Source organism: Nocardia sp. NPDC059180 (assembly GCF_042754945.1).
Classification (GTDB): domain Bacteria; phylum Actinomycetota; class Actinomycetes; order Mycobacteriales; family Mycobacteriaceae; genus Nocardia.
Genome location: NZ_JBHZBU010000001.1, coordinates 744,130 through 769,956, shown reverse-complemented (window position 1 = coordinate 769,956; position 25,827 = coordinate 744,130). Strand labels below are relative to the sequence as shown.

The 25,827-nt window shown below is 68.4% G+C and carries 20 protein-coding genes and 1 riboswitch; of the genes, 11 read left to right on the top strand and 9 right to left on the bottom strand.

Annotated features, from left to right (window positions below):
* The first annotated feature begins 174 nt into the window (after positions 1-174).
* On the top strand, positions 175-1,119 hold the full coding sequence (locus ACFXNW_RS03560) for a hypothetical protein (protein ID WP_379415565.1): 945 nt from the start codon (positions 175-177) through the stop codon (positions 1,117-1,119).
* 42 nt (positions 1,120-1,161) lie between these two features.
* Here the strand turns inward: ACFXNW_RS03560 and ACFXNW_RS03555 are convergent, their stop codons facing one another.
* Positions 1,162-1,977 (bottom strand): DUF1266 domain-containing protein, encoded by an 816-nt coding sequence (locus ACFXNW_RS03555; protein WP_379415564.1) that lies wholly within the window; start codon positions 1,975-1,977, stop codon positions 1,162-1,164.
* Between the two features lie 119 nt (positions 1,978-2,096).
* Between ACFXNW_RS03555 and ACFXNW_RS03550 the strand changes: the two genes are divergently transcribed.
* A complete protein-coding gene (locus ACFXNW_RS03550; protein ID WP_280233376.1) occupies positions 2,097-2,357 on the top strand; it encodes a DUF2277 domain-containing protein in 261 nt (86 codons plus the stop codon).
* A gap of 22 nt (positions 2,358-2,379) precedes the next feature.
* On the opposite strand, the gene ACFXNW_RS03545 is transcribed toward ACFXNW_RS03550, so the two are convergent.
* Positions 2,380-3,711 (bottom strand): PucR family transcriptional regulator, encoded by a 1,332-nt coding sequence (locus ACFXNW_RS03545; protein ID WP_379415562.1) that lies wholly within the window; start codon positions 3,709-3,711, stop codon positions 2,380-2,382.
* A 185-nt stretch (positions 3,712-3,896) separates the two neighbouring features.
* On the opposite strand from ACFXNW_RS03545, the gene ACFXNW_RS03540 reads away from it, so the two are divergent.
* From ACFXNW_RS03540 to ACFXNW_RS03530, 3 genes are all read left to right on the top strand, one after another.
* The gene (locus ACFXNW_RS03540; RefSeq protein WP_379415561.1) at positions 3,897-5,504 is read left to right on the top strand and encodes an aldehyde dehydrogenase family protein; all 1,608 of its coding nucleotides are present in this window, start codon (positions 3,897-3,899) and stop codon (positions 5,502-5,504) included.
* Positions 5,505-6,338, top strand: coding sequence for an SDR family oxidoreductase (locus tag ACFXNW_RS03535; RefSeq protein WP_379415560.1), 834 nt, complete (start codon positions 5,505-5,507; stop codon positions 6,336-6,338).
* Positions 6,339-6,759: 421 nt separating this feature from the next.
* The gene (locus tag ACFXNW_RS03530) at positions 6,760-7,644 is read left to right on the top strand and encodes a LysR family transcriptional regulator (protein WP_379415559.1); all 885 of its coding nucleotides are present in this window, start codon (positions 6,760-6,762) and stop codon (positions 7,642-7,644) included.
* Positions 7,645-7,721: 77 nt separating this feature from the next.
* Here ACFXNW_RS03530 and ACFXNW_RS03525 read toward each other — a convergent pair whose 3' ends face one another.
* The gene (locus ACFXNW_RS03525; RefSeq protein WP_379415557.1) at positions 7,722-9,128 is read right to left on the bottom strand and encodes an amidase family protein; all 1,407 of its coding nucleotides are present in this window, start codon (positions 9,126-9,128) and stop codon (positions 7,722-7,724) included.
* A gap of 225 nt (positions 9,129-9,353) precedes the next feature.
* On the opposite strand from ACFXNW_RS03525, the gene ACFXNW_RS03520 reads away from it, so the two are divergent.
* Positions 9,354-11,387 (top strand): serine/threonine-protein kinase, encoded by a 2,034-nt coding sequence (locus ACFXNW_RS03520; protein WP_379415556.1) that lies wholly within the window; start codon positions 9,354-9,356, stop codon positions 11,385-11,387.
* Positions 11,388-11,411: 24 nt separating this feature from the next.
* Here the strand turns inward: ACFXNW_RS03520 and hpt are convergent, their stop codons facing one another.
* The 4 genes from hpt to ACFXNW_RS03500 all read right to left on the bottom strand — a co-directional run bounded on the left by hpt (position 11,412) and on the right by ACFXNW_RS03500 (position 15,785).
* Complete coding sequence (gene hpt, locus ACFXNW_RS03515; RefSeq protein ID WP_379415555.1) at positions 11,412-11,972, bottom strand: hypoxanthine phosphoribosyltransferase; 561 nt, start codon at positions 11,970-11,972, stop codon at positions 11,412-11,414.
* Positions 11,973-12,058: 86 nt separating this feature from the next.
* A complete protein-coding gene (gene tilS, locus ACFXNW_RS03510; protein ID WP_379416279.1) occupies positions 12,059-13,081 on the bottom strand; it encodes a tRNA lysidine(34) synthetase TilS in 1,023 nt (340 codons plus the stop codon).
* A gap of 110 nt (positions 13,082-13,191) precedes the next feature.
* On the bottom strand, positions 13,192-14,316 hold the full coding sequence (locus ACFXNW_RS03505; RefSeq protein WP_379415553.1) for a zinc-dependent metalloprotease: 1,125 nt from the start codon (positions 14,314-14,316) through the stop codon (positions 13,192-13,194).
* 14 nt (positions 14,317-14,330) lie between these two features.
* Positions 14,331-15,785: a D-alanyl-D-alanine carboxypeptidase/D-alanyl-D-alanine-endopeptidase gene (locus ACFXNW_RS03500; RefSeq protein ID WP_379416278.1), complete on the bottom strand. Its 1,455-nt coding sequence runs from the start codon at positions 15,783-15,785 to the stop codon at positions 14,331-14,333.
* 213 nt (positions 15,786-15,998) lie between these two features.
* On the opposite strand from ACFXNW_RS03500, the gene ACFXNW_RS03495 reads away from it, so the two are divergent.
* Positions 15,999-16,490: an inorganic diphosphatase gene (locus ACFXNW_RS03495; protein WP_163828050.1), complete on the top strand. Its 492-nt coding sequence runs from the start codon at positions 15,999-16,001 to the stop codon at positions 16,488-16,490.
* Positions 16,491-16,658: 168 nt separating this feature from the next.
* Here the strand turns inward: ACFXNW_RS03495 and ACFXNW_RS03490 are convergent, their stop codons facing one another.
* Positions 16,659-17,480: a crotonase/enoyl-CoA hydratase family protein gene (locus ACFXNW_RS03490; protein WP_379415552.1), complete on the bottom strand. Its 822-nt coding sequence runs from the start codon at positions 17,478-17,480 to the stop codon at positions 16,659-16,661.
* Between the two features lie 103 nt (positions 17,481-17,583).
* Between ACFXNW_RS03490 and ACFXNW_RS03485 the strand changes: the two genes are divergently transcribed.
* The gene (locus ACFXNW_RS03485) at positions 17,584-18,057 is read left to right on the top strand and encodes a YbaK/EbsC family protein (protein ID WP_379415551.1); all 474 of its coding nucleotides are present in this window, start codon (positions 17,584-17,586) and stop codon (positions 18,055-18,057) included.
* Positions 18,058-18,351: 294 nt separating this feature from the next.
* Positions 18,352-18,822: a flavin reductase family protein gene (locus ACFXNW_RS03480; RefSeq protein WP_379416277.1), complete on the top strand. Its 471-nt coding sequence runs from the start codon at positions 18,352-18,354 to the stop codon at positions 18,820-18,822.
* Between the two features lie 35 nt (positions 18,823-18,857).
* On the opposite strand, the gene ACFXNW_RS03475 is transcribed toward ACFXNW_RS03480, so the two are convergent.
* Positions 18,858-20,177: an aminotransferase class V-fold PLP-dependent enzyme gene (locus ACFXNW_RS03475; RefSeq protein ID WP_379415549.1), complete on the bottom strand. Its 1,320-nt coding sequence runs from the start codon at positions 20,175-20,177 to the stop codon at positions 18,858-18,860.
* Positions 20,178-20,225: 48 nt separating this feature from the next.
* A riboswitch (SAM riboswitch) is annotated at positions 20,226-20,339 on the bottom strand.
* A 203-nt stretch (positions 20,340-20,542) separates the two neighbouring features.
* Between ACFXNW_RS03475 and ACFXNW_RS03470 the strand changes: the two genes are divergently transcribed.
* Both ACFXNW_RS03470 and ACFXNW_RS03465 read left to right on the top strand, forming a co-directional pair.
* Positions 20,543-24,472, top strand: coding sequence for a Pls/PosA family non-ribosomal peptide synthetase (locus ACFXNW_RS03470; RefSeq protein WP_379416275.1), 3,930 nt, complete (start codon positions 20,543-20,545; stop codon positions 24,470-24,472).
* Complete coding sequence (locus ACFXNW_RS03465; RefSeq protein ID WP_379415548.1) at positions 24,472-25,821, top strand: M1 family metallopeptidase; 1,350 nt, start codon at positions 24,472-24,474, stop codon at positions 25,819-25,821. Before ACFXNW_RS03470 ends, ACFXNW_RS03465 begins: the two co-directional genes overlap by 1 nt.
* Positions 25,822-25,827: the final 6 nt, after the last annotated feature.

The following is a 25,827-nucleotide window of genomic DNA, read 5'->3' as shown; positions in this document are numbered from 1 at the left end:
CTGGTTTGTGCCGAGTGGTCACAATCATGGCACGTTCGGCCTATCGTGAGCGACGGCACAGTGCAGTGCCCGCGAAGACCGTGCTCCGGCAGCGCGTCGCGAACGACCGCAGGCGCCGGCTTGCGTACCAGGTATGGCCCCGAGAGCACCCCAACCACATAGAGCGCAGGGGGTATGGACATAGTCGAGCTACGGACACCCACAGCGATAGTGCGTCACGGCCGGGGGCGGCTGATCGTCCTACGACCTGGCACCGACGGCGAGCGAGTGCTCGACGTGCCGGTGACCGACCTGTTGAAGGTCCGCCTGAACCGGCGCGCCGACGACGCGGTCGTCATCGAGATCTACCTCCGATATCCCACCCCCGTCCTCACCGGTGTGCCCGCCGACCGGACCCCGCTACCGGTGCTGATCGCCGAGCACGATGTGCCCGCCGCGGTCGAGATCGTCGACCGGATCAACGATCAGATCCTGGATTTCCAGCGCGTCGACGTCGCGGCGCCGGATCTGACCCCGCCCGCACCGGAATGGAATTCCGATGTGCCCGTCCGCGCCGATGTGGAGCGCGCGGTGCGCCGGATGGCGCCGCGCAAGGAAGCCAAATCCGCGATCAACGTCTTGCACCGGTTCGCCACGGCCGATGAGTACGTGCTGGAAACAGCGGTGGCCGTCGCTCATCCGCCCGCGGGCCACGGTCAGGGATTGCTCGCCGCCACCACCGAACGACTGCTGTTCATCTCCATCGGCAACGGCGAACGCTATGCCCATGAGCTGGCGGTCCAGGCCATCATGTGGGCGCGCAGCACCGATGGCACGGCGAGTGCACCCGGCGAGATCGGCACGGTGCGTACCGATACCGGCCTAGACGTGCACGACGGCAATCAGACGCTGCACTTCACCGGATTCGATCGCGCCGACACCCAGCGCGTCACCTGCGCGGTGAACTTCGCGATCCGGCTCGAATCCGCCGACGGCGCGGCAGGCCCCGCCGATCCCGGTACCGCACAGCTGTACGCGGAGTGGGAGTTGCTGGTGGAGCGGCATTCGCTGGGCATGGTCGACGACACGCAGTTCCAGCGGTACGGCCGCGGGATCCTGCGTTCCCTTCCGGGGGTGTAGCCGACTCGGGCGGCGGGCTCCGGTGAACCGGGGCCCGCCGTTTCAGTTCAGGCCGATGCGCCGCCACGGGCTGGACGGACGGGTCCACAGGCGCAGCAGTTCCATCCTGCGGTCGACGCCGCCGTCCTTGAGTACGGCGAGATCCTCGGTGGCCTGCCAGTAGGTCCAGCCGGTCAGGTAGGCATCGCCGAATTGGCGCCAGTTGCGGTAGCGCCTGCGGGCCAGCGGTAGCGCGCGGGCCAGATAGCTCCACGCCATATCGGTTTCCAGGTAACCCGCGGTGAATGCCATGCGCGCGACCGCGACCACCCGCGCCAGATCCCAGGCGTAGATATCGCCGGGCAGCGGCCGGGACAGATGGTCGGTGAAACCGATCTTGATCGCCTGTGACCAGATGTCGTAGTCGCGGACCAGCGCCTCGGGGTTCTCCATGCCACGGAACGAGCCGACCTGACGCAGAAAGGCGCGATGCCGGTCGGCGCGCTCACCGAAGCGGTCGCGTTCGCTGGCATTGATCGAGGCGGTGACCAGTGGATGCACCAGCGCGTACAGCGGCGCGTGCATGCCGTCGAGCAGCTGTTCCATCGACGCGCGCGCCTCGGTGCCGTCGGTGATGCCCCAGGCGCCGGTGAGGGTATCGATGGCCAATTCGCGGCGATCACCCAGTGGGTGCTCACGTTCGGGGCCGAGCAGCAATTCGTCGTGGAATGCGTCCCAGCGGGCCGAATAAAACGCACCGAGAGCCAGCGCGCGCAATTGATCATCGGAGATCTGCGCACCGGACCAGTGGTCGTCCTCGCGCTGATCGAGCTCCTTGTACGGGAATGTTGTCAACGTGGGTAGGGCGCGGGCAGGCATAGGGCGAGTGTAGGTGGCGAGGCCCGCGCAGTGGCCTGTTCGCCGAGCGCGTTCAAAGGTTTTTCACATCTTCGATTTCTGGCCTGCCGAGGGCGGTGCCGGAGGGCTAGTGTGCATTCATGTGTAGAAACATCACCGTCTTGCGTGGTCTGGAACCTGCCGCGACCGAGCAGGAAATCTATGCCGCCGCATTGCAATACGTGCGCAAGGTCGGTGGATTGACCGGCCTGAGCTCCACCACCAAACCGGCGGTCGACAAGGCCGTCGCCGCGATCGCCGCCGCGACCACCCAGTTACTGGCGGAGCTACCCGACCGCAGGGTGCCACCGAGCACCGAACCTCCGCTGCGCCGGATCGCCGCCCGCGAAGCGCCGGCGTAGCAAGGGGCCGGACGCAGCCCGGTCAGCCGGGTTCGGGCAGCACGTCCGCACCGTAGGCGGCGACGCAGGCGAGCGCGGTCTGCAGCGGCAGCGCCCGCTGGTCGATCGGATGGCCGAGCAGTTCCTCGATCCGCTGGATGCGGTAGCGGACGGTGTTCTTGTGCACGCCCAGTAGTTTCGCCGCGGCCTCCGGGCTGTGCTGACAGCGCAGATACGCGCGCAAGGTCTCCCGCAATCGGGCCGCGTTCGCGTCGCGCCGGGCCAGCGCACGCAGTTCCCGCGCGATCATGGCCCGCATGGCCGCCTCGTCGACGCCGGCCAGATACGCGATCTCCACGTCGCGATAGGCCGTCACCCTCGGCCCATCCACCGGCCCGCGCTCGGCGACATGTCGTGCCGCCATCGCTTCGGCATGGCTGCACCGGAAACCCGCCACCCGATCGCCAGGGACACCGAACGCGATCCGCACCGGCGCCTCCACCACCTGAGCAACCATCTCCGCATCCGGCGCCGCACCCTGGTGGGCGTCCAACCCGATCCAGGCCCACATGCTGCTGGCTCCCGACGCGACGGTGAGCACGCGGTTGCTGCCGAGTTCGGCCGCCAGCCGCGCGGTCACCCGGTCGAGCAGTCCGCTCATTTCCCCGTCGCCGCCCGATTCCGCAGGCTCATCGGCCCAGAGCACCACGCCGAGGTGCTGCTGGTTGAGCCGGTAGCCGAGCCGGGTCGAGGCCTGTTCGATGTCGATGTCATCGCCGGCCAGCAGAGCCCGCACGGTTTCGGTGCGGCGGTTGAGCGCCGCGCGCAGCACCCGTTCGCGCTCCTCCATATAGGTCTCGGTCAGGGTCTCCACCGACGCGCCGACCCACTGGGTGGCCCGTTCGAACATGCGCAGCATCACCACGCGTTCGATCGGATACGGCGTCGGCCGCTGATCGAGCGCGTCGGTGAAGAAATCGAGCACCGCGGCCAGCCCGACGTTGTATGTGCGCAGCAGCAGCCTGAGTTCGAAGCCGCGGCGGGCGATGGTTCTGGCGAACGCGTGTGCTTGTTCGGGTAGCACCGGGTCGATGGTGTCGCTGGTGAGGCCGCTGAGCACCACCCGCGCGTGTGCGCGGGTGCTTGCGGCGAGATCGCGGCGCATATCGCGATCGGCGAGTTCGGGGATGCGCGCGACGATCGCGGAATCGAGGCGGTCGACGATCTGATCGAGCGTTTCGGTCCGCATCATGTCGTAGACGAATTCGGCCAGCCAGTACCTGACCCGCTCGCTCATGGAAGACGATTCGCCCGCTGCGGGCATTGCGGGTTGATCGACCGGGACGGGACGCGCATCCGGCACCGGATTCGTCATCAGTCACCTCGCGGTCGGCGCGACGCACCGAATTTGTATCGAAAGTCCAAACCAGACCACATCGGTTGACATTTCGAGCCAAGAATGTCGTCGGCGATTGTGCCACGATCATAGTTCAGTGAGCTGATTCACAGCGAGCAGCCGCCGACGAAGCCCGAGGCCACGACGCAGTGGGAGAGAAGACAGTGAGCGACACCGAATCCGCCCGCACGACGAAACGAACGACAACGCGCAAGAAGACCACCGATTCGCCCGCCGTGATCGAGGTGCGCAATCCGGCTACCGGCGACGTCGTCGGCACGGTGCCCGATACTTCGGCCGACGATGTGGCGGCCAAGGTCCGCGAACTGCGGCTCTACCAGCAGGAGTGGGAGGCCATCGGCCCCGAGGGCCGCAAGGAGTGGTTGCTGAAGCTGCAGGACTGGCTGATCGACAACACCGAACAGCTGGCCGACGTCTTGCAGTCCGAGACCGGCAAGCCCCGGGTGGACGCACTCATCGACCCGGCCTTCTCGGTCGATCTGACCGGCTACTACGCCCGTCGCGCGCCGAAGTTCCTCGCCGATGAGAGCCCGTCCCCGCACAGCCCGCTGGCCCGGGTCAAGAAACTGTCGATCGCCTTCAAGCCGTACCCGGTGGTCGGTGTCATCACACCGTGGAACTTCCCGCTGGCCATGCCCGTGGTCGATGTGATTCCGGCGCTGGCCGCCGGAGCCGCGGTGATCCTCAAACCGTCGGAGGTGACGCCGCTGTCGGCGCTCGAGCTGGCGCGCGGCTGGACCGAGATCGGCGCGCCGCCGGTCTTCGCGGTGGTGACCGGTGCCGGTGCGACGGGTGCCGCCGTCGTGGACAACGCCGATTACATCCAGTTCACCGGCTCGACCCCCACCGGCCGCAAGATCGCCGCCGCCTGTGTCGAGCGGATGATCCCCTACAGCCTCGAGCTGGGTGGCAAGGATCCGGCGATCGTGCTGGCCGACGCCGATATCGATCGGGCCGCGCATGGCATCGCCTTCGGCGGCATGTTCAACGCCGGGCAGGTCTGTATCTCGGTGGAGCGGGTCTATGTGGAGGCGCCGGTCTATGACGAGTTCGTCGCCAAACTGACCGCGAATGTCGCGGCCCTGCGGCAGGGGCTCGACGACCGCACTCCGAACAACGACGTGGGCGCGCTGGCCAACGAGAGCCAGGTGAACATCGTGCAGCGCCACGTCGACGAGGCCGTCGCGGCGGGCGCGAAGGTGACCACCGGCGGTAAGCGCACCGGTGTCGGCACCTTCTTCGAGCCGACGGTGCTGGTGGATGTCGACCACTCCATGTCGTGCGTCGCCGAGGAGACCTTCGGCCCGACCCTGCCGGTGATGAAGGTCGCCGACGAGGCCGAGGCGATCCGGCTGGCCAACGACTCCATCTACGGCCTGTCGGCGTCGGTGTGGACCGGCGACAAGGACCGTGGTGAGCGGGTCGCGCGGCAGCTGTCGGCGGGCGCGGTGAACATCAACGACGTCTTCAGCAACATGTTCAGCTTCGCCCTGCCGATGGGCGGCTGGGGCAACTCCGGCGTCGGCGCCCGCTGGGGCGGCCCGAACGGGGTGCGCAAATACTGCCGGGCACAGGCGATCACCAAGCCGATCCTGCCCACGCAGGAAAAAGAACTGATCTGGTTCCCGTACGAAGTGCCCAAGATCCTGTTCGCGCTCGGCGCGATGCGGGCGGCGGGTGCCCGTGGTCTGCGCCGGCTCGATGTGCCGGCCCTGCTGCGGCTCAAGGGCAATGCGAAGGGTGAGAAGTAAATGGCAGACGCGACGAAGATTCGCGGCAAGGTCGTCGTCATCACCGGCGGCGCGCGCGGCATCGGTTTGGCCACCGCGACGGCGCTGCAGGCGCTGGGGGCGAAGATCGCCATCGGCGACATCGATGAGACGACGGTCAAGGAGTCGGGCACCCACCGCGATTTCGAGGTCTACGGCCGCCTGGACGTCACCGACCAAGCCTCGTTCGAGGCTTTCCTCGACGAGGTCGAGCGCACGCTCGGGCCGATCGATGTGCTGATCAACAACGCGGGCATCATGCCGACCGGCAAGCTGGTCGACGAACCCGATGAGGTGACCCGCCGCATCCTCGACATCAACGTCTACGGCGTCATCCTCGGGTCGAAGCTGGCACTGGCGCGCATGCTGCCGCGACGCAGCGGGCACGTCATCAATATCGCGTCGCTGGCCGGTGAGACCCACATTCCGGGCCTGGCGACCTATAACGCCAGCAAGCATGCGGTGCTCGGGTTCACCGATACGCTGCGCGAGGAGTACCGGGGCTCGGGTCTCAGCTTCTCCTCGGTGCTGCCGACGCTGACCAATACCGAACTCGGTTCCGGGGTCAGCACGCCGAAGATCCTGCGTCCGGCCGAGCCGGAGGAGATCGCCGACGCCATCGCCGGGTTGATCGCCGCGCCGAAGTCCAAGGTCCGGGTGACGGCCGTGGCGGGGGCGATCGCACAGGTGGTCAATCTGCTGCCGGAGTCGTGGGCCGATGGGCTGGCGCGGGCGCTCGGATCGAGCAACACCTTCCTCGACGATGTGAACACCGATCAGCGCAAGGCGTACGAGGAGCGCGCCAGGAACGCCTGATCTGTGGCGTGCACTACGCGGCGCCGCGGCCGTCCTCGTGACGGTCTCGGCGCCGTTTCGCGTCGCCGGTTGTGGCGCGTGTCGACGTTGCGCAAACCTGATTGTGACCAACATCACCGGCCGCTGGCGCCCTGCCGGACAGGCGCCTGGACGCCCGAACACGCGGCCCGAATCCGGCCAACTCGCACACCACGACGCGGCCACTCCCGAAACGGATCCCCGCTGGTCACCGCACCGGAGATCGCCGTAGCGACCGACCCGAACCATCCTCACCGAAGCCTCGCCGAATCCGATGGTGCGCATCACCATGACAGGCCATATGCTGTGACTAACAAACCTGTTGACCGTTTCGGGCCACGATTACGAACTTTCCGGTCTAATTAGGCTAGAAATCCGGGACCAATTCTGATAGCAATAAGCTATGGACCCGCATTTGCGCGACCTGCGGTATTTCGTCGCTGTCGCTGAGGAATTGCATTTCACCAACGCCGCCCAGCGGCTGCACATCGCACAGCCCACCCTGTCGCGCCAGATCCGCCAGCTGGAACGCCAGCTCGATGTGGTCCTGTTCGATCGCAATCAGCGCAGCGTCGCACTCACCGTCGCGGGCAAGGAACTGCTCGAGGGCGCCCGCAAGATCCTGGAACTGTGGGAGCTCACCAACTCCTCGCTGCAAGAGGCCGGTGAGGTGCTGCGCGTCGGCATTCAATCCACCCTCGGCCGCGGACTCCTCAACGATCTGGAAAGCGCGAGCGGACACCGGCTCGCCCTGCACTCCGCGTCCTGGACCGACCCGTCCAGCGGCCTGGCAGGCCGCCAGGCCGATCTGGCGCTCGTCTGGCTACCCCTACCGGATTCGAATCGGTACCGCTGGGAGGTGCTACGCACCGAAGACCGCTGGGTGCTACTACCGGAGAACCACCGGCTGGCCGTACAAGACACCATCGACTTCGCCGACCTGGTCGACGAACCGTTCGTCGCGCTACCGCCCGAGGCCGGCGCGGTGCGCGAATTCTGGCTCGGCAACGACGGCCGTGGCGGACGTCAGCCCAAGATCGGCGCCGAAGCCGCCACCCCGGAGGACAAGCTGGAGGCGGTGAGCCTCGGACTCGGCGTCTGCCTGCTCGCCGAGAACAACGTCCCGATGTACCGCTGGCCCGGCCTGACCGCCCGCCCCGTCACCGGGCTCGCGCCGTGCGAGCTGGCGGTGGCCTGGCGTGCCGACGACAACCGGCCGACGATCCTCGAATTCGCCGGCCGTGCCGCCGACGGCGGCTTCGCGACGAAACCCGCCGTCGCGGTCTGACCGACGAGGTCAAGACCGGAGGAGACAGCGCAGCTTCACCACGCAGGCCCTCCGAGTCAGGCGGAATGTGCGCTGAGCTACGCCTGCTCGGAGGTCCGGTCCGCTGTCGTCCGCGGCCACGGGTGCAGCGCCTCGAGCTGGGCGGCCAGCCGCAGCAGCGTCGATTCGCTGCCCGGCGGGCCTGCCAGCTGCGCTGCCACCGGCGTACCGGACTCCGGATGCAAGCCCATCGGTACCGACATCGCCGGCCAGCCCACCAGATTCCACATCGGGGTGAACGGTGAATAGCGCGGGCTGTTGATGAAGTTCGTCAGCCAGCCCTTGGCGTGCCAAGCCTTCGCTGCCGGCGGCGGCAGAGCCAGCGCGGGCGTGATCACCACGTCGTAATTGTCGAAGAATTCGACCAACCGGGCCTCGACCCGTTCGACCTGCGCGGGCCGCACCATATTCAGCCGCACGAATAACCTGCCGAGCGCCAGATGACGGCGGGTACGCCGCTGGAGTCGTTCCGGATGCGGCAGTTCGTCGGCCTCCGGGATCGCCAGCATCGGCCACCGAAGCATCACCGCGGTGACCGCGTCGCCATAAGGCAGTTTCGCCGTCTCGACCGCGTGACCGGCGGTGGCCGCGGCCGAGCCGGCGGTGCGCGCGGCCGCGGTCCAATGCCGATCCACCTTGATCAGCGGACTGGGCGCGTCGACCGCGAGAGCGACCCGGAGTGCGGCGGGGGCGTCGACGTCGGCCAGTTCGGGCCTGCCAGCCAGCACCGAGAGGGTGAGCGCGGCGTCGGCGACAGTCGTTGCCAGGACGCCGTTTTCGGTCATCCCGCCCCAGGAATCCGGCCCCACTTCGGCCGGTACCACCCCGCGGCCGGGTTTGATCCCGACGACGCCACAGCAGGCCGCCGGTATACGGACCGAACCGAGGCCGTCGTTGCCGTGCGCGACCGGAACCAGCCCCGCCGCGACCGACGCAGCGGCACCGCCCGACGAACCGCCCGAAGTGCGCTCGGGGTTCCACGGATTGCGGGTGATCCCGTCCGGCCCGTCGGTCATGCCCCACAGGCTCAGTTCGGGCACCGCCGTCAGCCCGACCACCACCGCGCCGGCGTCGCGTAGCCGCCGCACCACCGGGTGATCGGTGGTCGCGGGCGTCGGATCGGTGGCGGCCGAGCCGTCCAGGACGGTTTCGCCCGTCACCGCGACATTGTGTTTGATCGCCACCGGAACACCGGCCAGCGGCAGCCCGTCGAGGTCGACGCGCTGTTCAAGTTCCGCCGCCTCCGCGCGCGCCTTCTCCTCGCGCACCACGTCGAATGCGTACACATCTGCGTTGCCTTCAGTGATCCTGGCCAGTGCCGCGTCCACCTCCGCCATCGGCGTCGTCGACCCCTCACGTACCCGGGCCGCGGTCGTCACGACCGGGCCGGGTGGAGTGGTCGCGTCATTGCCCGCGTTCGTATTCGCGGGCTCTTGTGCCCCCATCGTTGCCCTCCTACCGTGGCCTGCCCGCCATCGGGTCCGGCCGCGTTCAACCAGCTCGTAGCCCGACGCTACGTTGCCGAAACCGGGTGAGACCCCCTGCGAGTGGACGTATCATTCCGATTACCGGTCGCCGTCGAAGGCGTCGGGTGTGGCGGAGTTTATCGGCAACCCCGTCGGCCGACCAGTGCACATTTCGCGGCATCCAGCCAGCAACCCCTTGGGACCATGAGCGCCGAACCGGAGATCACCCCCGATCGCACTTCCGCAGCGGAATCCATTGCGGGAGCGGCATCGCCGCGGCCGGACGACGCCGAAACCACCCGGGCCAACGACCCCACCCGCACCTCCGCCGCGCCCTTCGATCTGGCCACCCAGCTCGATCCGGGATCCGGTACCGGTCCTGGCACCGACGAGGCGCTCGACCGGATCGAGGTCGGCACCAGTATCGGCGATTTCGATCTGCTCACCGGACTCGGCACCGGCGCCTTCGCCCGGGTCTTCCTGGCCAGGCAGCGTTCGCTGCAACGGCTGGTCGCGGTGAAGGTCTCCGCCGACCACGGCACCGAACCACAGACGCTGGCTCAGCTCGATCACGACTACATCGTGCGGGTATTCGATCAGCAACTGCTCGAATCGGGTCGCGCCCGCGGGTCCCGTCGACTGCGGTTCCTGTACATGCAGTTCTTGCCGGGCGGCACGCTGCTCGGTGCGTTGCGCTGGGTCCGCGCGACCCCGCCCGCCGAGCGCGACGGCAGGCTGCTGCTCGACGCGGTCGACACCGCGATGGAGGAAAAAGGCGAGATCCGGCCGACCGATTCCAGCGTGCGCGCCGAGATCGCCGCCCTGAGCTGGCCGGAGACGGTCGCCTGGCTCGGCAGGCGCCTGGCCGAGGCGCTCGACTACGCCGCCGACCACGGGGTGCTGCACCGCGACGTCAAACCGGCCAATGTGCTGCTCACCGCCGAGGGCGTGCCCAAGCTCGCCGACTTCAACATCAGCTTCAGCCGCAATGTGAAAGGCACCAGCCCGGTGTCGTACTTCGGCGGCTCACTGACCTATATGTCGCCCGAACAACTCGAGGCCTGCCATCCCGGCCGCGAACGCACCGCCGGCGACCTCGATACCCGCGCCGACATCTACTCCCTCGGTGTGCTGCTGTGGGAGCTGCTGACGGGGGCCAAACCGTTCGACGACACCACCGCGGGCGCAGGCGATCAAGGTGACGACACCACCCTCGAGGCGATGCTGGAACGCCGCACCACCGGCGTCGACGATGCGGCGCTGGAGCGGCTGCCACCGGACTGCCCCGCTGCGCTGCGCCGAGTCCTGCTGACCTGCCTCGACCCCGAAAGAGACCGGCGCTGGCCCAATGGCGCGGTGCTTGCCAGGCAATTCGACACCTGCCTCGACCCGAGGGCTCGTGAACTCGTCGACCCCGCGCCGGACAGCTGGCGGCTGCGGCTGCGGCCGTGGATCATTCCGGTACTGCTGCTGGCGCTCGGCGTACCCAACGCGCTCGCCTCGCTGTACAACATCGAACACAATCATCAGCTCATCGTCAGCAGGCTGTCGGAGGAGGCGCAGCGCAATTTCGTGATCATCACCGGGATCGTCAATTCGGTACTGTTCCCGGTCGGCATCGCGGTCGTGCTGTACCTGTCCCGCCATATATTGCGGGTGACCAGCGGGCTTCGGCACGGCAAACGTTTCGACTCGGACACACTGCGACGCGCCAGACAGGACACCCTGCGGCTCGGCGACAACGCGGTCATCGTCGCATTCTCGCTATGGGTGGTGGCCGGGCTGACCTTCCCGATCGCGCTGCGACTGACCGCCGACGATCTGCCCGCGCGCGGGGTCTGGCATTTCCTCACCTCACAAACGGTGTGCGGCGCTATAGCGGTCGCCTACCCGTTCTTCCTGGCGACCTTCTACATGGTGCGCTGCATCTACCCGATATTCCTTCGCCACGGTGATGTCGGCGCCGAGGACGCGGTGTGGCTGCGCAAACTGGACAAGCGCTGCAACGGCTATCTCGCGGTGGCCGCGTCGGTGCCGCTGCTTGCCGTTGCCGGGGTGACGTTCCTGCCGCCGACCGATATCGCCGAGGTGATCGTTGCCGTACGAGTGCTGTGCGTGGGCGGCATCATCGCCTTCGTCGGCACGTACGTGGTGTTCCGTGCGCTCGAAGCCGATCTGCGGGCGTTGGAGCGGGTGGTGTCGCCGGGTGATCCGGTGAGCAGGCGCGAGGCAGCCTGAGAATGCCCTGCGGCCCGATTCGGCTCAGGCTTCGCCGCCGTACACCTTCGGATGCAGGGTGCCGATGTAGGGCAGGTCGCGGTAGCGCTCGGCGTAGTCGAGGCCGTAACCGACGACGAATTCGTTCGGGATGTCGAAACCGACGTGCGAGACCTCCACCTGGGTACGTAGCGCGTCGGGCTTGCGTAGCAGAGTGACCACCTCGAGCGAGGCCGGGTTGCGGGTGGACAGGTTGCGCATCAGCCAGGACAGGGTGAGACCGGAGTCGATGATGTCCTCGACGATCAGCACGTTGCGGCCCGCGATGTCTTTGTCCAGGTCCTTCATGATGCGCACGACGCCCGAGGACGAGGTGGACGAACCGTAGGAGGACACGGCCATGAATTCGAGCTGGGTGGGGATCGGCAGCGCTTTGGCCAGATCGGTCATGAAGAAGATCGCGCCCTTGAGTACGCCGATCAGCAGCAGATCGCCCTCGGGGGCGTCGGGCGGATAGCGCTTGGCGATCAGTTCGGCCAGTTCCCTGGTCTTGTCGGCAATTTCTTCTTCGGTGATCAGCACCGAGGCGATGTCGTCCCCGTACACGTGCGCTGGTTCCCTTCCCTGCGTTGATCCGCGGTGCTCCGGCAGGGCCCGTCCGTGGTCACGCCGCGCTGTCGCCTCGGGGCCCGTCACTCGCGCTCGCCCGGGCGAACCCGATCGGTATGCGCGAGTGTCAGCCTGCCATGTTCACGCCCGGCAACCAACCTCGTCCCCGGTTCACCACCGCCGACCGCGACCCCACCCTGGCCACGCCATGCGGTAACCAGCTGGTCGACCGCCTGTAAATGTTTGCCGGTCAGTGCTTTCGCACCACCGTCGAGCAACCACGCCCGAATGGCGCGGCGGCGCAGGGCGGTGGGGGCAGTGGCGAGCGTCTCGCACGAGAGCGTCACGTCATGAGCGTGGGTATCGCCGGTGTGGCCGGGTCCGTGACTCGCGACCCGCAACAGGTCATGGGCCAGCTCGTCGAGCACCGTGTTGTCTTCGCGGAGCTGTTCGGCCGTACGCCCGAGCGCCTCGGCCACTCCCCCGCCGAGCACGTCCTCGAGCAGCGGCACGACCTCCGCACGCAGCCGGACCCTGGTGAATTCGGGCGAGTCGTTGTGTGGATCTTCGTGCGGGATGAGCCCGAGGTCGGCGCAGAACTGCCGGGTGACGGTTCGCCGCACACCGAGCAACGGCCGGCCCCACGGCGGGGAGTACGCCGCCATGCCCTGGATCGAGCGCGGGCCCGAGCCGCGGGCCAGCCCGAGCAGCACCGTTTCGGCTTGATCGTCGAGAGTGTGACCGAGCAGCACCGGCAGGCCCTCGCGCGCCCCGTCCAGCGCCGCATAACGCGCCTTTCTGGCCGCCGCCTCCATCCCGCCTTCGCGACCCACCTCGACCGGCAGCACGTGCGCCGACCGGCAGCCCAGCTTCAACGCCGTGGCCGCGGCTGTGGCGGCGACGGCCGCCGAGCCCGGCTGGAGTTGGTGATCCACGATCAGCGCGTCGACGGATCCGGCCTCGGCCACCGCGGCGGCGGTCAGGGCCAGTGAGTCCGCTCCCCCGGACAACGCCACCGCGACCGCGGATCCGAGGTCGTGGCGCACCAGCCAGCCGCGCACCGCATGACGCAGTTCGAGCACGGCAGATGTCTCGGGCAAGCGCACGGCGTGGGGTTCGGTCGCAGCAGGACCGGCTCCGGCCCGGTCGGCCGGCCCCGTCGTGGCCGCCGAGTCCTCAGCCCGGTCGGCGGGCCCATCGGGGGCCCCGGTCTCACTCATCCCAGTACGCGGGCGATCCATCGCTGCGGGTCTTCGATCTCGTCCGGACGCGGCAGCGTCTCGGCGTCGGTCCAGACGGTATTGAAGCGCTGCATGCCGACGGCCTCGACGACGTGGTCGACGAAGGCCTTGCCGCGCACGTACTGGGCGACCTTCGCGTCGACGCCGAGCAGTGCCCGCAGCAGCCGCTGAACCGGGTTGGTGGGGCGTTTGCGGCGCTGGTCGAAGGCGGCGCGGATCTGTTCCACGGTCGGGATGACCGACGGGCCTACGGCGTCCATGACATGGTCGGCGTGGCCCTCGAGCAGCGTGCCGAGCATGAGCAGCCGGTCCAGCGCCTCGCGTTGCGGTGCGGGCTGGGTGGCGCGCAGCAGGCCGACCATGCCGCGGGCGGCCGGATCGTCGGGCGTGCCGTTGCGGCGGCGTTCGCGGACCTCGGAGACGAGCCGGGCGAGCATATCGGCCATCGGTTCGTCGCCGACCTCGCCGAGCACGTCCACATTCGTGCGCATGTAGTCGGCCAGCCAGGGCGCCGAGGAGAACTGCACCCGATGGGTGACCTCGTGCAGGCACACCCAGAAACGGAAATCGCTCGGCTGCACGCCGAGCGCACGTTCCACCGACATGATGTTGGGCGCGACCAGCAGCAGCGTGCCGTCGCGGCCGGTGAACGGATCGTATTGGCCGAGGATCGCGGTGGACAGGAACGCCAGCATGGCCCCGGCCTGCACGCCTGCCGGTTTACCCGTCAGCACACCACGACCCTCGTCGACACCGGTGCCGGTGAGCTGAGCCATGGAATCGGCGGCCGCATCGATCCAGCCGGGACGGTCGACGATGCGCGCCTGCGGTACCGGCTGATCGTCGAGCAGCCCGGTGACCTCACGGACCGGGGCTTCCGCACGCACCGAAGCATCGGCGAGCTCGGTGACCACCTGTTCGGCGGAATACCTGCTGGTCCGCGGCCCGGACGGGACGAGGGCGGCGCCGGTGCGGGCGGCGAGTCGCCAGTCGACGGCACCGGACAAGCGGGTGCGCGCGCCGGTCTTCTCGGCGGTGTCGACTCCACCACCGCTCGATTCGACCGGTCCGGTATCGCCGGGGCTTTGTTCGGTCGTCATAGGTCACCCACCCGTCAGGAACATCCGCAATTACGCAGTGTGGCCGCGATGGCATCCAGTGCGGGTCTGCTCACCTCCGGCGGCCGATCACTCGACATCAACGCGAAGGTGAGTACCCGCCCATCGCTGTCGAGCACATATCCGACCAACGTGCTCGCCACCGACAGAGTTCCGGTCTTGGCCCGCACCCACCCGGCACCGTCCCGGTCGCGAACAACATAGCGGCTGGTCAGCGAGCCGGTAGCACCCGCGACAGGAAGATCATCGAGCAGCGGTGCGAGGGTCGCGGACAGGTCGGGTTCGTCGTCGGCCTGCTTGCCGGGGGACGCCCCCGGCCGCACGATCGAACCCGGCCGCAGACTCGGGACCCCGGTTTTCGGCTGCTCGGCGATCGCGCGATCGCGCGCCGCGGTTGCCAGGATCCGGTCCAATACTTGCGCCGGAATGCGGTCGTCGACCGAGAGTCCGCTGGTGTCGTGCATGCTCACGCCGGTCAGGTCGAAGCCTGCCTGCTCGAGCGTTGCCCGCACCGCCGCCGCCGCACCCGCGAACGAGGCGGGACCACCGGTGGCCTGCGCGATCTCGCGGCCGATGGTTTCGGCGAGCACATTGTCGGAGTGCACCATCATGGCGTGCAGGCGTTCCCCCAGCGGCGCAGAGGACACGCTCGCGATCTGTTTCGCACCGGCGGGCGCCGTGCCCGGCCGCACGCGTTCGGCATCGAGACCGAGTTCGGCCGCCAGCCGACGGCCGACATCGAGCCCGGGAGTCCCGCTGCGCGGGGAGTACTCGACCAGGGGATCGAGCCTGCCGCCGTCGAGCATCAGCGGGTCGATCGGTGCGATGGAACCGCCGGGGATGTCGATGGGGTCCCAGCCCTGCGCCATGGTCGGGCCCGAGTAGAGCGAAGTGTCGACCACGATCGAATCGATGGGGATCTGCGCGGCCCGCACCTGGGCGACCAGGTCCGACAGTTTCGGTCCATTGGGGTAGTAGCCCTTGCCGTCGCGCTGCGCGGTGAGCGTGGGGTCACCGCCGCCGACAAGCACGATCTCGCCCGGCGTCGCGCCTGCGACCACGATGGTGTCGATTCGCTGATCCTCGGGCAACGACAGCAGTGCGGCCGCTGTGGTCAGGATCTTCGCCGTCGAGGACGGGACCATCGGCTTGGCCGCTTCGGCGCTCCACAGCACCGTCCCGGTGTCGGCGTCGGTCACCGAACCGGCGAAACCACCGAGATCCGGGTTCGACACCACCGGCGCCAGTGCCGCCGCCAGCCCTGCCGAACTGGGCACCGGAGCGTCATCGGGTGCGGGCGCGACCCGGGGAAACGGCCGGACCGGCACCGGCGGCTCGGCGATGGTCAGCCCGCCGTGCCGGAACTCCTCGGTCCACGGCTTCAGCGTCACCACGACACCGGCACCGACCGCGAGCAGCACCACCAGCGTGGTGATCAGTCCGATCCACATCCGGCGTCGTCGCCGCGAGGCCAGTCCACCGATGTTCTTACCGCCTCGACCCACCACGTTGTCCGCCGTCTCCTCACGCCCGCCACATCCGCTTGGCCCAGACTATCCTCGTTCGGCTACCGTTCCCCCGAACGACCTGGCGCGTCGGCGGCCGTCGGCCCGCCGGAGCAAGACAGCCGCAGCACACCAGAGGCACCGGAAGAAGGAGTTGGCGTGGAGTTCGACGTCACCATCGAGATCCCCAAGGGTTCGCGTAACAAGTACGAGGTCGACCACGAGACCGGCCGGGTCCGGCTCGACCGTTTCCTCTACACCTCCATGGTGTACCCGGCCGACTACGGCTACATCGAGAACACCCTCGGCGAAGACGGTGATCCGCTGGACGCGCTGATCCTGCTGCCCGATTCGGTGTTCCCCGGCGTCATCGTGGAGGCCCGCCCGGTCGCCATGTACAAGATGGTCGACGAGGCAGGCGGCGACGACAAGGTGCTGTGCGTGCCTGCCGGTGACCCGCGCTGGGATCACATCCAGGACCTGAAGGATGTCCCGGAGTTCGAGCTGGCCGCCATCAAGCACTTCTTCGAGCGCTACAAGGACCTCGAGCCCGGTAAGTACGTCAAGGGTTCGGAGTGGGTCGGCCGCGCCGAGGCCGAGGCCGAGGTGGAGGCGTCCATCCAGCGCCTGAAGGACCAGGGCGGACACTGAGCGTCGCCGAGCTGCCGACAGCTCGCTGACCGGCCGCCGAGAGGTAGCCGACGACAGCCCCCGAAACAACTAGCGGCACATCACCGAGGCAAACCCGAATCGGGGCCTCGATGATGTGCCGCTCGTCGTTGGTGAGCTGTCGACTGTTCGGTGGGCCGTCGAGCCCGGTCAGCGGCCCTTGAACTGCGGGGCGCGCTTCTCGAAGACGGCCTGAATTGCTTCGGTGAGGTCCTCCGACGGGAGGAAGGCCGCGTTCCACGCCGACACATAACGCAGGCCCTCGGCCACCTCGGAGGCGTGCTTCTGGTGCAGGACGTCCTTGGCGCCCTGCACCACCAGCGGCGGGTTGGCGGCGATCTCACGCGCGGTGGCATGAGCGGCGTCCAGTGCCGCCTGCTGATCGTCGAACACGTCGTTGACCAGGCCGATCTTCTCCGCCCGCGCGGCATCGATGTCCTTGCCGGTGTAGGCGAGTTCACGCAGGTGGCCCTCGCCGATGATGGCGGGCAGCCGGTGCAGCGAACCGATATCGGCGACGATGGCCACCTTCGCCTCACGCAGGCTGAACTTGGCGTCGGCGCTGGCGTAGCGGATGTCGACGGCGGCGATCAGGTCGAGACCACCACCGATGCACCAACCGGAGACCGCGGCGATGACCGGCTTGCGGCACTCGGCGACCGCCGTGACCGCGGCCTGCATGGTGCGGATCTCGTCCAGGAAATCGGTGCGCGGGGCGGCAAGCGCCTTATCTGCCAGCAGCGGGCCGAAGGTCCCGCTCATGGCCGGCAGATCGAGGCCGTAGGAGAAATGCTTACCGGAGCCGGTCAGCACGATCGCGCGGACCTCGCGGTCGGCATCGAGGGCACGGAAGATCTCCGGCAGCTCGCGCCAGAAGTCCGGGCCCATGGCATTGCCCTTACCGGGACCGGTCAGGGTGACCTGCGCGACGTGGTCGGTGGTTTCGACGGTGAAAGCCTGCCATTCAGTCATCTGTACAGCGTATACACGCCGATCACGGCGTCGATACCGTGTGGGATAGAACCTGTTATCACTGAACCGGCGCCCCCGAAGGTGTTCGCACTACCCTGGATTCATGCGCAGGTCACTTCCTCCGGTCGCCTGCCGGGTTGCGGACACCCTGATCGCCCGCGGCCACCACGGCGTCATCGTCACTCATCAGGATCGCCCCACCGCGGCCTCCGCTGCCGCCCGAGCCCTCGGCGTCGATATCGGCGCCATCGCCGAAGCCCGCCTGTTCCTGCTCGACGACGATCCGGTCCTGCTGCTCGTCTCCGGCGAACACGAGGTCGACCTCGATCGCACCGGCGAACGCATGGAAGGCACCCTCACCCCGGCCCCCGACGATCTCGTACTCGAAGTCACCGGCCATCCCCTCGACGCCGTCGCCCCCGTCGGCCATCCCACCAATATCCCCACCTGGGTCGACACCGCCCTGGCCCGCCATCGCGAACTGTGGGCCGCGGGCGGACATCCGGATGCGGTGTTCCGCACCACATTTCGAGAACTGGTGCGTATCACGGCCGGTCTTCCGATCGACGTCGATTGATCGGGCCGCGCGATGCCGCGCTGCGCAACCACCAGGTACAGCCTGGACGGGCGACCTCGAGGAGCCCGGTTCGCGGCCCGGCTCGCGTTTCCGTGGCCGCTGCGTACGCCGAAGGCAAGCAGTGGTCGCGGAAACGCGAGCCTCCCCGGGGCCGCGAACACGCCGCGACGAAGGAGCGGCAAAATCAACACAGTGACCGACGCGCATTCAGAACCGACAGCCACGGGGGCGGAGGCGGGACTGCGGGTGCCCGATGATCTGAGCGGGATCACCGCGGAGCAGTACCGCGCGTCCATGCGCCACTATCCGTCGGGGGTGACGGTGGTGACGCTGTGTTCACCGAAGGGGCCGGTCGGATTCACCGCGACCTCGTTCGCGTCGTTATCGCTGGAACCGCCGCTGGTGTCGTTCAATATCGCGCACACCTCGTCGAGCCTGGAGGCGATGAGCGAAGCGGATTCGGTGGTGATCCATTTCCTCGGTGAACATCAGCGCCACATCGCCCAGCGCTTCGCCCGCAGTGCCGCGGAGCGGTTCACCGACCGATCGCTGTGGACCACACTCGATACCGGCGAGCCGGTGCTGCACGGCACGCCGATCTGGCTGCGCACCACCGTCGAACAGCGCATTCCGATCGGCGACCACACCTTCGTCGTCGGCCGGGTGACTCGCGTGCACGACGCCACGGAGGAGAAGCCGGCGGCGGCGCCGTTGCTGTACCACAACGGCCGCTACTACCGGCCCACTCCGCTCGACGAGGACTGACGAACTCCCGGCCGCGATGACAGGGTATTCCGCGGTCAGCCGATGAGGCAGGGAGTCGCTCCGTCACCATCGACGCCGGTGAACGGCCTGGTTTCCGGGCTCGGATTCCACAGGCCGTCAGTGCGGGTGTAATTCCATGACGGGCCGTCGTGGACAAGCGCGGCGATCGCCGAGATCAGCCGGTCCACGTCCGTAGAGCTGGTGCCCAATCCGATACTCGCGCGCAGCGCACCGTCGAGCCCGAGACGAGCCAGCAGTGGGTGCGCGCAGAAGCGGCCGTCGCGCACGCCGATGCCGTGTTCGGCGGACAGATAGGCGGCCACCTCGCCGGGCGCGAAACCGTCCAGCGTGAAGGCGACGATGCCGACGGTGTCGGGGCTGTCGGACCAGATGCGCGGCAACCGCACGCCGGGGATGGCACACAGACCGTCCCGCAGCCGCTCGGCCAGCAGCCGTTCATGTGCGATCGCCCGGTCGGCGTCGATGTCGGCCAGCGCATCGCAGGCCGCCGCCAACGCCGCGACGCCGAGCACATTGGGCGATCCGGCCTCGTGTCGCTGCGGCGCGGGCGCCCACTCGGTGCCGTCGACCCGTACCTCACGCACCGCACCGCCTCCGGCCAGGTACGGCGGCGCCGCGTCGAGCCAATCCCGGTTGCCGACGAGCACTCCGGAACCGAACGGCGCGTACAGCTTGTGCCCGGAGAAGGCCAGGTAGTCGATGCCGCACTCGCGCAGGCTGATTCGACGGTGCGGCGCCAGTTGCGCGGCGTCGACGAGGATACGGGCACCACACTGATGGGCGATCTCGGCCAGCCGCGCCAGTGGCAGGACCTCGCCGGTCACATTGGAGGCGCCGGTGATGGCAAGCAGCGCAGCCGGTTTCGCACAGAGTTCGGCTACCACACGGCGGACCGTCTCGTCGACCGTATCCGCCGCGGTCACCACCCGCCGCCCACGCCGTTCCCAGGGCAGGAAATTGGCGTGATGTTCGACATCGAGCACCACGGTGTCGCCGGGCACGCAGGCGGCCAACAGGTTCAGCGAGTCGGTGGTGTTGCGGGTGAAGACCACAACCTGGTCGTCGGTCGCGTCGAGAAAGCGGGCGACCGAACCACGGGCGGCCTCATAGCATTCGGTGGAGATCCGCGAGGCGTAGCCCGCGCCGCGGTGCACGCTGGCGTAGTAGGGCAGCAAACGCTGCACCCGGTCGGTGACCTGAGCCAGCGCCGGTGCGCTCGCGGCATAGTCGAAATTGGCGTACGTGCAGGTCCCGCCCTGTACCAGGGGGACATGGAGGTCGTCTCCGGAGACCCGGGCGAGGGGGGCACAGGTCTGATCGAACACAGCAGTCATCACGTCATCCCGTCGGCTGAGGGACCCGCGAAAAGGGGAGTTTCATCGAGTCCGCGCTTGCCGCGCCCGGTCGGGCGTCGGCCCGGTCGTCACCCGGAGCACCCCACCGCGGAGGAGGGTTGCCGACCAGCTAGCCGGGGCTTGACGCTGGCACTCATGACCTGATCCGAGGCTGACAGACCGGCCCCGCTGCTGTCAACCCGGTCGCCGCTGCGGGTACCGTGGACAACTGGTCACCAGGGCATTCGCCGTTTGCCCATTGGTAACCCTCGTATGAAACAACCGTCTTCGAGAATTAGTTGGTGAGGCCGTACCGCCGAACATGGTTACTGCCGGACAGTGCTGAGGAAGGTGGGCCGGACGTGATGCTCCAGCCGCAGATCGACACCGATGGTTCGGTCGAGGAGCTCGATCCGCTGCGACGCTCAACCCTCGCCCCACCTGCGCGAACACTGGTCGACATCCTCGCTGACACCGCGCGCGCCCATCCGGACGCACCGGCCATCGACGACGGCGACACCGCGCTCACCTACACCGAACTGCTGGCCGAGATCGCGGTCACGGTCGAACGCCTCGCCGCGGCCGGTGTGCGCCGCGGCGACCGGGTCGGTGTGCGGATGCCCTCGGGTACCCGTGAGCTCTACGTCACGATTCTTGCTGTGCTGCACGCGGGTGCGGCCTATGTCCCGGTCGACGCCGACGACCCGGATGAGCGAGCCCGCCTGGTTTTCGGCGAGGCTCGGGTCACCGCGATCGTGACCGCCGCGGGTATCGAGCCGACCGAGCACGCGCAGCCGATCCCAGCATCCGCCGAGCAAACCGATGGCCCGGCGCAGCCCTCCCCCACCGATGACGCGTGGATCATCTTCACCTCCGGCTCCACCGGAACCCCGAAAGGTGTTGCGGTGACCCATCGCAACGCCGCCGCGCTCGTCGACGCCGAGGCTCGGCTTTTCCTGCGGGACGCCCCGATCGGCCCCGGTGACCGTGTGCTGGCCGGACTCTCGGTCGCCTTCGACGCCTCCTGCGAGGAGATGTGGTTGGCCTGGCGGCACGGCGGCTGCCTCGTTCCAGCGCCGCGCGCATTGGTGCGCACCGGTGCCGATCTGGGTCCGTGGTTGGTACGGCATGAGATCAGCGTGGTCTCCACGGTGCCGACGCTGGCGGCGACCTGGCCCGCCGAGGCTCTGGAACCGGTGCGGCTGCTCATCTTCGGTGGCGAGGCCGTGCCGCCCGAACTCGCCGAACGCCTGGCAGGTGACGCGGAGTCCGAGCGAGAGGTGTGGAACACCTACGGCCCCACCGAAACCACGGTCGTCGCGTGTTCGGCACTGCTGGACGGAAAGTGGCCCGTACGCATCGGGTTGCCGCTGGACGGCTGGGATCTGGCCGTCGTCGATGCCGCCGGTAATCCGGTCGGCGAGGGCGACTCCGGCGAACTGGTGATCGGCGGTGTCGGCCTGGCCCGCTACCTCGATCCGGCCAAGGACGCCGAGAAGTACGCGCCGCTCGCCTCGCTCGGCTGGGAACGCGCCTACCGCAGTGGCGATCTGGTGCGCAACGACAGTGCAGGACTCGTCTTCATCGGCCGCGCCGACGACCAGGTCAAGGTGGGTGGCCGTCGCATCGAACTCGGCGAACTCGACAATGCCCTGCAACATCTGCCCGGTGTGAGCGGTGCGGCCGCCGCGGTGCGCACCACCACTGCGGGCAATCAGATCCTGGTCGGCTACCTCACCGGAACCGCACCCGACTACGACGTGAAGACCGCCCGCACGCTGCTCGCCGAACAGCTGCCCGCGCCGCTGGTCCCGCGCCTGGTCGTGGTGCCCGAACTGCCCACCCGCACCTCGGGCAAGGTCGATCGCGACGCACTGCCCTGGCCGGTCGCGGGCACCGACGAGAATGTGGACCACGGGCTCACCGGGACAGCCGCCTGGGTGGCGGAACTGTGGAGTTCGATTCTCGGCGCCGAGATCACCGGCGCCGACGCCGATTTCTTCGATCTGGGCGGCGGATCGCTGTCGGCGGCCCATTTGGTGACCGCATTGCGGGAACGATATCCGAGGATCGCGGTCGCCGATCTGTACGACCATCCGCGTCTCGGCGCGCTGGCCGAACTGCTGGACGACACCGCACCCGCGGCCGCCGTCATCGAACGCACCGTCCGCCCGACCCCGCTGGCGGCGCAATGCGCGCAGGTGCTGGCCACCCTCCCGTTGACCACCCTGACCGGCCTGCAATGGCTGACCTGGCTCGCCATCGCGGGCAATATCGCGAGCTGGGCGGGAGCGCTGCCCTGGCTGCCGCAGCTGTCGTGGTGGTGGACGCTGCTGCTGTTCGTCGTGTTCATCACCCCACTCGGCCGCATGAGCATCTGTGTCGCAGGCGCCCGGCTGCTGCTGCGCGGCGTCCAACCCGGCAGCTATCCGCGCGGCGGCTCGGTGCATCTGCGGTTGTGGGCGGCGGTGCGGCTGTCGGAGGCCAGCGGCGCCGAAAACCTCTCCGGCGCACCGTGGATGGTGCCGTTCGCACGGGCGCTCGGCGCGAAGATCGGCAAGGGCGTCGACCTGCACACCCTGCCGCCGGTGACCGGCATGCTCGAACTCGGTGACGGATGCAGTGTCGAACCCGAGGTAGATCTGTCGGGGTATTGGATCGACGGCGACGTCGTCCATATCGGGCCGATCGCGATCGGTCGCGGCGCGGTCGTCGGTGCACGCTCGATCCTGCTGCCGGGCACCAAGATCGGCCGCGGCGCCGAGATCGCCCCGGGATCGGCGGTCGCCGGGAAGGTCAAGCCGGACCAGGAATGGGCGGGTTCGCCCGCGGTGAAGGTCGGCAAGGCCAGGCACCGCTGGCCGGCCGACACCCCGAAGCGGGCGGCGCATTGGGTGATGGCGTTCGCGCTCAGCTCGATGGGGCTGGCCGCGATGCCGATCTTCGGTCTGGCCGCCGGTGGCGCGCTCATCGTCTGGTGGATCCGTGACACCACCACCATCGCGGGCGCGCTCGGCCGCGGACTGCTCATGCTGCCGGTGGCGACCCTGCTGAGTCTGCTGGTCTACGCGGTGGCAACGGTGGTCGCGGTGCGGGTGCTCAGCATCGGCCTGACCGAGGGCTATCACCCGGTGCGCAGCCGGGTCGGCTGGCAGGTGTGGGCCACCGAACGCCTGCTCGACGGTGCCCGCAACTTCCTGTTCCCGCTCTACGCCAGCCTGCTGACGCCGGTCTGGTTGCGGCTGCTCGGCGCCAAGATCGGCAAGCGTGTCGAAGCGTCGACAGTACTGCTGCTGCCGAAGTTCACCACCGTCGCCGACGGCGCGTTCCTGGCCGACGACACCATGATCGCCGGCTACGAACTCGGCGGCGGCTGGCTGCGCATCGGCGAAGCCAAGGTCGGCAAACGCGCCTTCCTCGGCAACTCGGGTATGACAGCGCCGGGCCGCCGCGTACCGAAGAACGGCCTGGTCGCGGTGCTGTCGGCAGCGCCGAGTAAAGCCAAGGCGGGCTCGTCCTGGTTGGGAAGTCCGCCCGTGCGGCTGCGGCGCGCCACCGAAACCGCCGATACCGAGCGCACTTTCGATCCGCCACTGCGGCTGCGCGTGTTCCGCGGCGTCGTCGAGACCTGCCGCCTGCTGCCGGTACTCGTGACCTTCGCGATCGGCCTCGGTGTGCTGTTCGCTCTGGCCTGGCTGGCACAAACAATCGGCTATCCGGCGGCCGCGCTGCTCTCCGGTTTGGTGCTGATGGTCGCGGGGGCGGTGGCGTGTGCGAGCGCGGTGACGGCGAAATGGTTGCTGATCGGCAGGATCGGCGCGGAGGAGCATCCACTGTGGAGTTCGTTCGTCTGGCGTAACGAGGTCTCCGACAGCTTCGTCGAGACCGTCGCCGCGCCGTGGTTCGCACGCGCCGCCACGGGTACTCCGGTACTGAATCTGTGGCTGCGTGGTCTCGGTGCCCGAATCGGTCGCGGGGTATGGTGCGAGTCCTATTGGCTACCGGAGGCGGATTTGGTGACGCTCGGTGACGGCGCGACCGTGGAACGTGGCTGCGTGGTGCAGACCCATCTGTTCCACGATCGGATCATGTCCATGGATACCGTCACCCTCGGCGCGGGCGCCACGCTCGGACCGCACTGCGTCGCATTGCCCGCCGCCACCATCGGCGCGGGCGCGACCATCGGACCGGCCTCGCTGGTGATGCGCGGCGATACCGTCCCGCCGTCGACGCGGTGGTGGGGTAATCCGATCGCGCCGTGGACCGCCGCCACCGACCCGGGAGCCGCCGGCTGATGGGAGGCAAGTTCTACGACGCTCCCATCGACGAGTACCTGCCGCAGAACGGAAACCGGGGCTACCGGGTCTCGCGGTACGAACTCGAGCTGACCTACAAGGTCGCCGCCAACCGGCTGGCGGGCCGCGCCGAGATCACCGCGGTCACCACCGAGGTGCGGCCGCGCTTCGCCTTCGATCTGTCGCAGGCGCTGTCGGTGTCGAAGGTGTTGGTCAACGGCGGCAAGGTCGCCAAGTACACCCACCAGCACGGCAAACTCGTCGTCACCCCGCAGCAGCGGATTCCGGCCGGTGGCCTGCTCGCGGTGACCGTGCAGTATTCGGGGACGCCGCGGCCGGTGCGTGGTCCGTGGGGCGAGGTCGGCTGGGAGGAACTCACCGACGGCGCGCTGGTGGCCAGCCAGCCCAACGGCGCCGCCTCCTGGTTCCCCTGTGACGATCACCCGAGTTCCAAGTCCAGCTACCGCATTTCGATCACCACCGATACGCCCTACTACGCCCTCGCCAACGGCACCCTGCTGCGCAAACAGACCAAGGCCAGCCAGACCACCTGGGTCTACGAGCAGTCCGAACCGATGTCGAGCTACCTGGCGACCATCCAGATCGGGCAGTACCGCAAACATCGCCTCGGCCCGGGACCCGGACCGGTCCCCATGCACGCGCTGGTCCCCGCCCGGCTGCGCGGCAATTTCGACCACGATTTCGCCCGTCAGCCGCGAATGCTCGAGGTGTTCACCGAGAAATTCGGGCCGTACCCGTTCGAGGCGTACACGGTGGTCGTCACCGATGACGACTTGGAGATCCCGATCGAGGCTCAGGGCATCTCGATCTTCGGCGCCAACCACTGCGACGGCCGCCGCGGCGCGGAACGCCTGGTCGCCCACGAACTCGCGCATCAGTGGTTCGGCAACAGCCTGACCATCCGGCAGTGGCGCGATATCTGGCTGCACGAGGGTTTCGCCTGCTATGCGGAATGGATCTGGTCCGAGGAATCCGGCGGTCCGACCGCCGATCAGCTGGCCAGAGCAGCGCGGCACAACCTGGCGCGTCAACCGCAGGACATCATCGTCGGCGATCCAGGGCCGACGAGCATGTTCGACGATCGGGTCTACAAACGCGGCGCACTGTGCCTGCATACGCTGCGGCTCGAACTGGGTGACTCCGCATTCTTCGAACTGGTGCGGGAATGGACGGTGCGCTACCGGCACGCGTCGGTGACCGCCGAGGAGTTCACCGATCTGGCCGGGCACTACAGCCTGGTGCCGTTGCGTTCGCTGTGGGACAGCTGGCTGCTTGCCGAACCGCTGCCGCAGCTACCACCGTCGGGTGGGATGTCGACCGGGGCGTAGCTCCGC

Bases quoted from the DNA above. Each gene is read 5' to 3' on its own strand.
- ACFXNW_RS03550 (WP_280233376.1), top strand. From the start codon at position 2,097: ATGTGTAGAAACATCACCGTCTTGCGTGGTCTGGAACCTGCCGCGACC.
- ACFXNW_RS03480 (WP_379416277.1), top strand. From the start codon at position 18,352: ATGCGCCACTATCCGTCGGGGGTGACGGTGGTGACGCTGTGTTCACCG.
- ACFXNW_RS03475 (WP_379415549.1), bottom strand. From the start codon at position 20,177: ATGACTGCTGTGTTCGATCAGACCTGTGCCCCCCTCGCCCGGGTCTCC.
- ACFXNW_RS03530 (WP_379415559.1), top strand. From the start codon at position 6,760: ATGGACCCGCATTTGCGCGACCTGCGGTATTTCGTCGCTGTCGCTGAG.
- ACFXNW_RS03525 (WP_379415557.1), bottom strand. From the start codon at position 9,128: ATGGGGGCACAAGAGCCCGCGAATACGAACGCGGGCAATGACGCGACC.
- ACFXNW_RS03485 (WP_379415551.1), top strand. From the start codon at position 17,584: ATGCGCAGGTCACTTCCTCCGGTCGCCTGCCGGGTTGCGGACACCCTG.
- ACFXNW_RS03535 (WP_379415560.1), top strand. From the start codon at position 5,505: ATGGCAGACGCGACGAAGATTCGCGGCAAGGTCGTCGTCATCACCGGC.
- ACFXNW_RS03545 (WP_379415562.1), bottom strand. From the start codon at position 3,711: ATGACGAATCCGGTGCCGGATGCGCGTCCCGTCCCGGTCGATCAACCC.
- ACFXNW_RS03465 (WP_379415548.1), top strand. From the start codon at position 24,472: ATGGGAGGCAAGTTCTACGACGCTCCCATCGACGAGTACCTGCCGCAG.
- ACFXNW_RS03505 (WP_379415553.1), bottom strand. From the start codon at position 14,316: ATGACGACCGAACAAAGCCCCGGCGATACCGGACCGGTCGAATCGAGC.
- ACFXNW_RS03520 (WP_379415556.1), top strand. From the start codon at position 9,354: ATGAGCGCCGAACCGGAGATCACCCCCGATCGCACTTCCGCAGCGGAA.
- ACFXNW_RS03555 (WP_379415564.1), bottom strand. From the start codon at position 1,977: ATGCCTGCCCGCGCCCTACCCACGTTGACAACATTCCCGTACAAGGAG.
- ACFXNW_RS03500 (WP_379416278.1), bottom strand. From the start codon at position 15,785: ATGTGGATCGGACTGATCACCACGCTGGTGGTGCTGCTCGCGGTCGGT.
- ACFXNW_RS03560 (WP_379415565.1), top strand. From the start codon at position 175: ATGGACATAGTCGAGCTACGGACACCCACAGCGATAGTGCGTCACGGC.
- ACFXNW_RS03490 (WP_379415552.1), bottom strand. From the start codon at position 17,480: ATGACTGAATGGCAGGCTTTCACCGTCGAAACCACCGACCACGTCGCG.
- ACFXNW_RS03470 (WP_379416275.1), top strand. From the start codon at position 20,543: ATGCTCCAGCCGCAGATCGACACCGATGGTTCGGTCGAGGAGCTCGAT.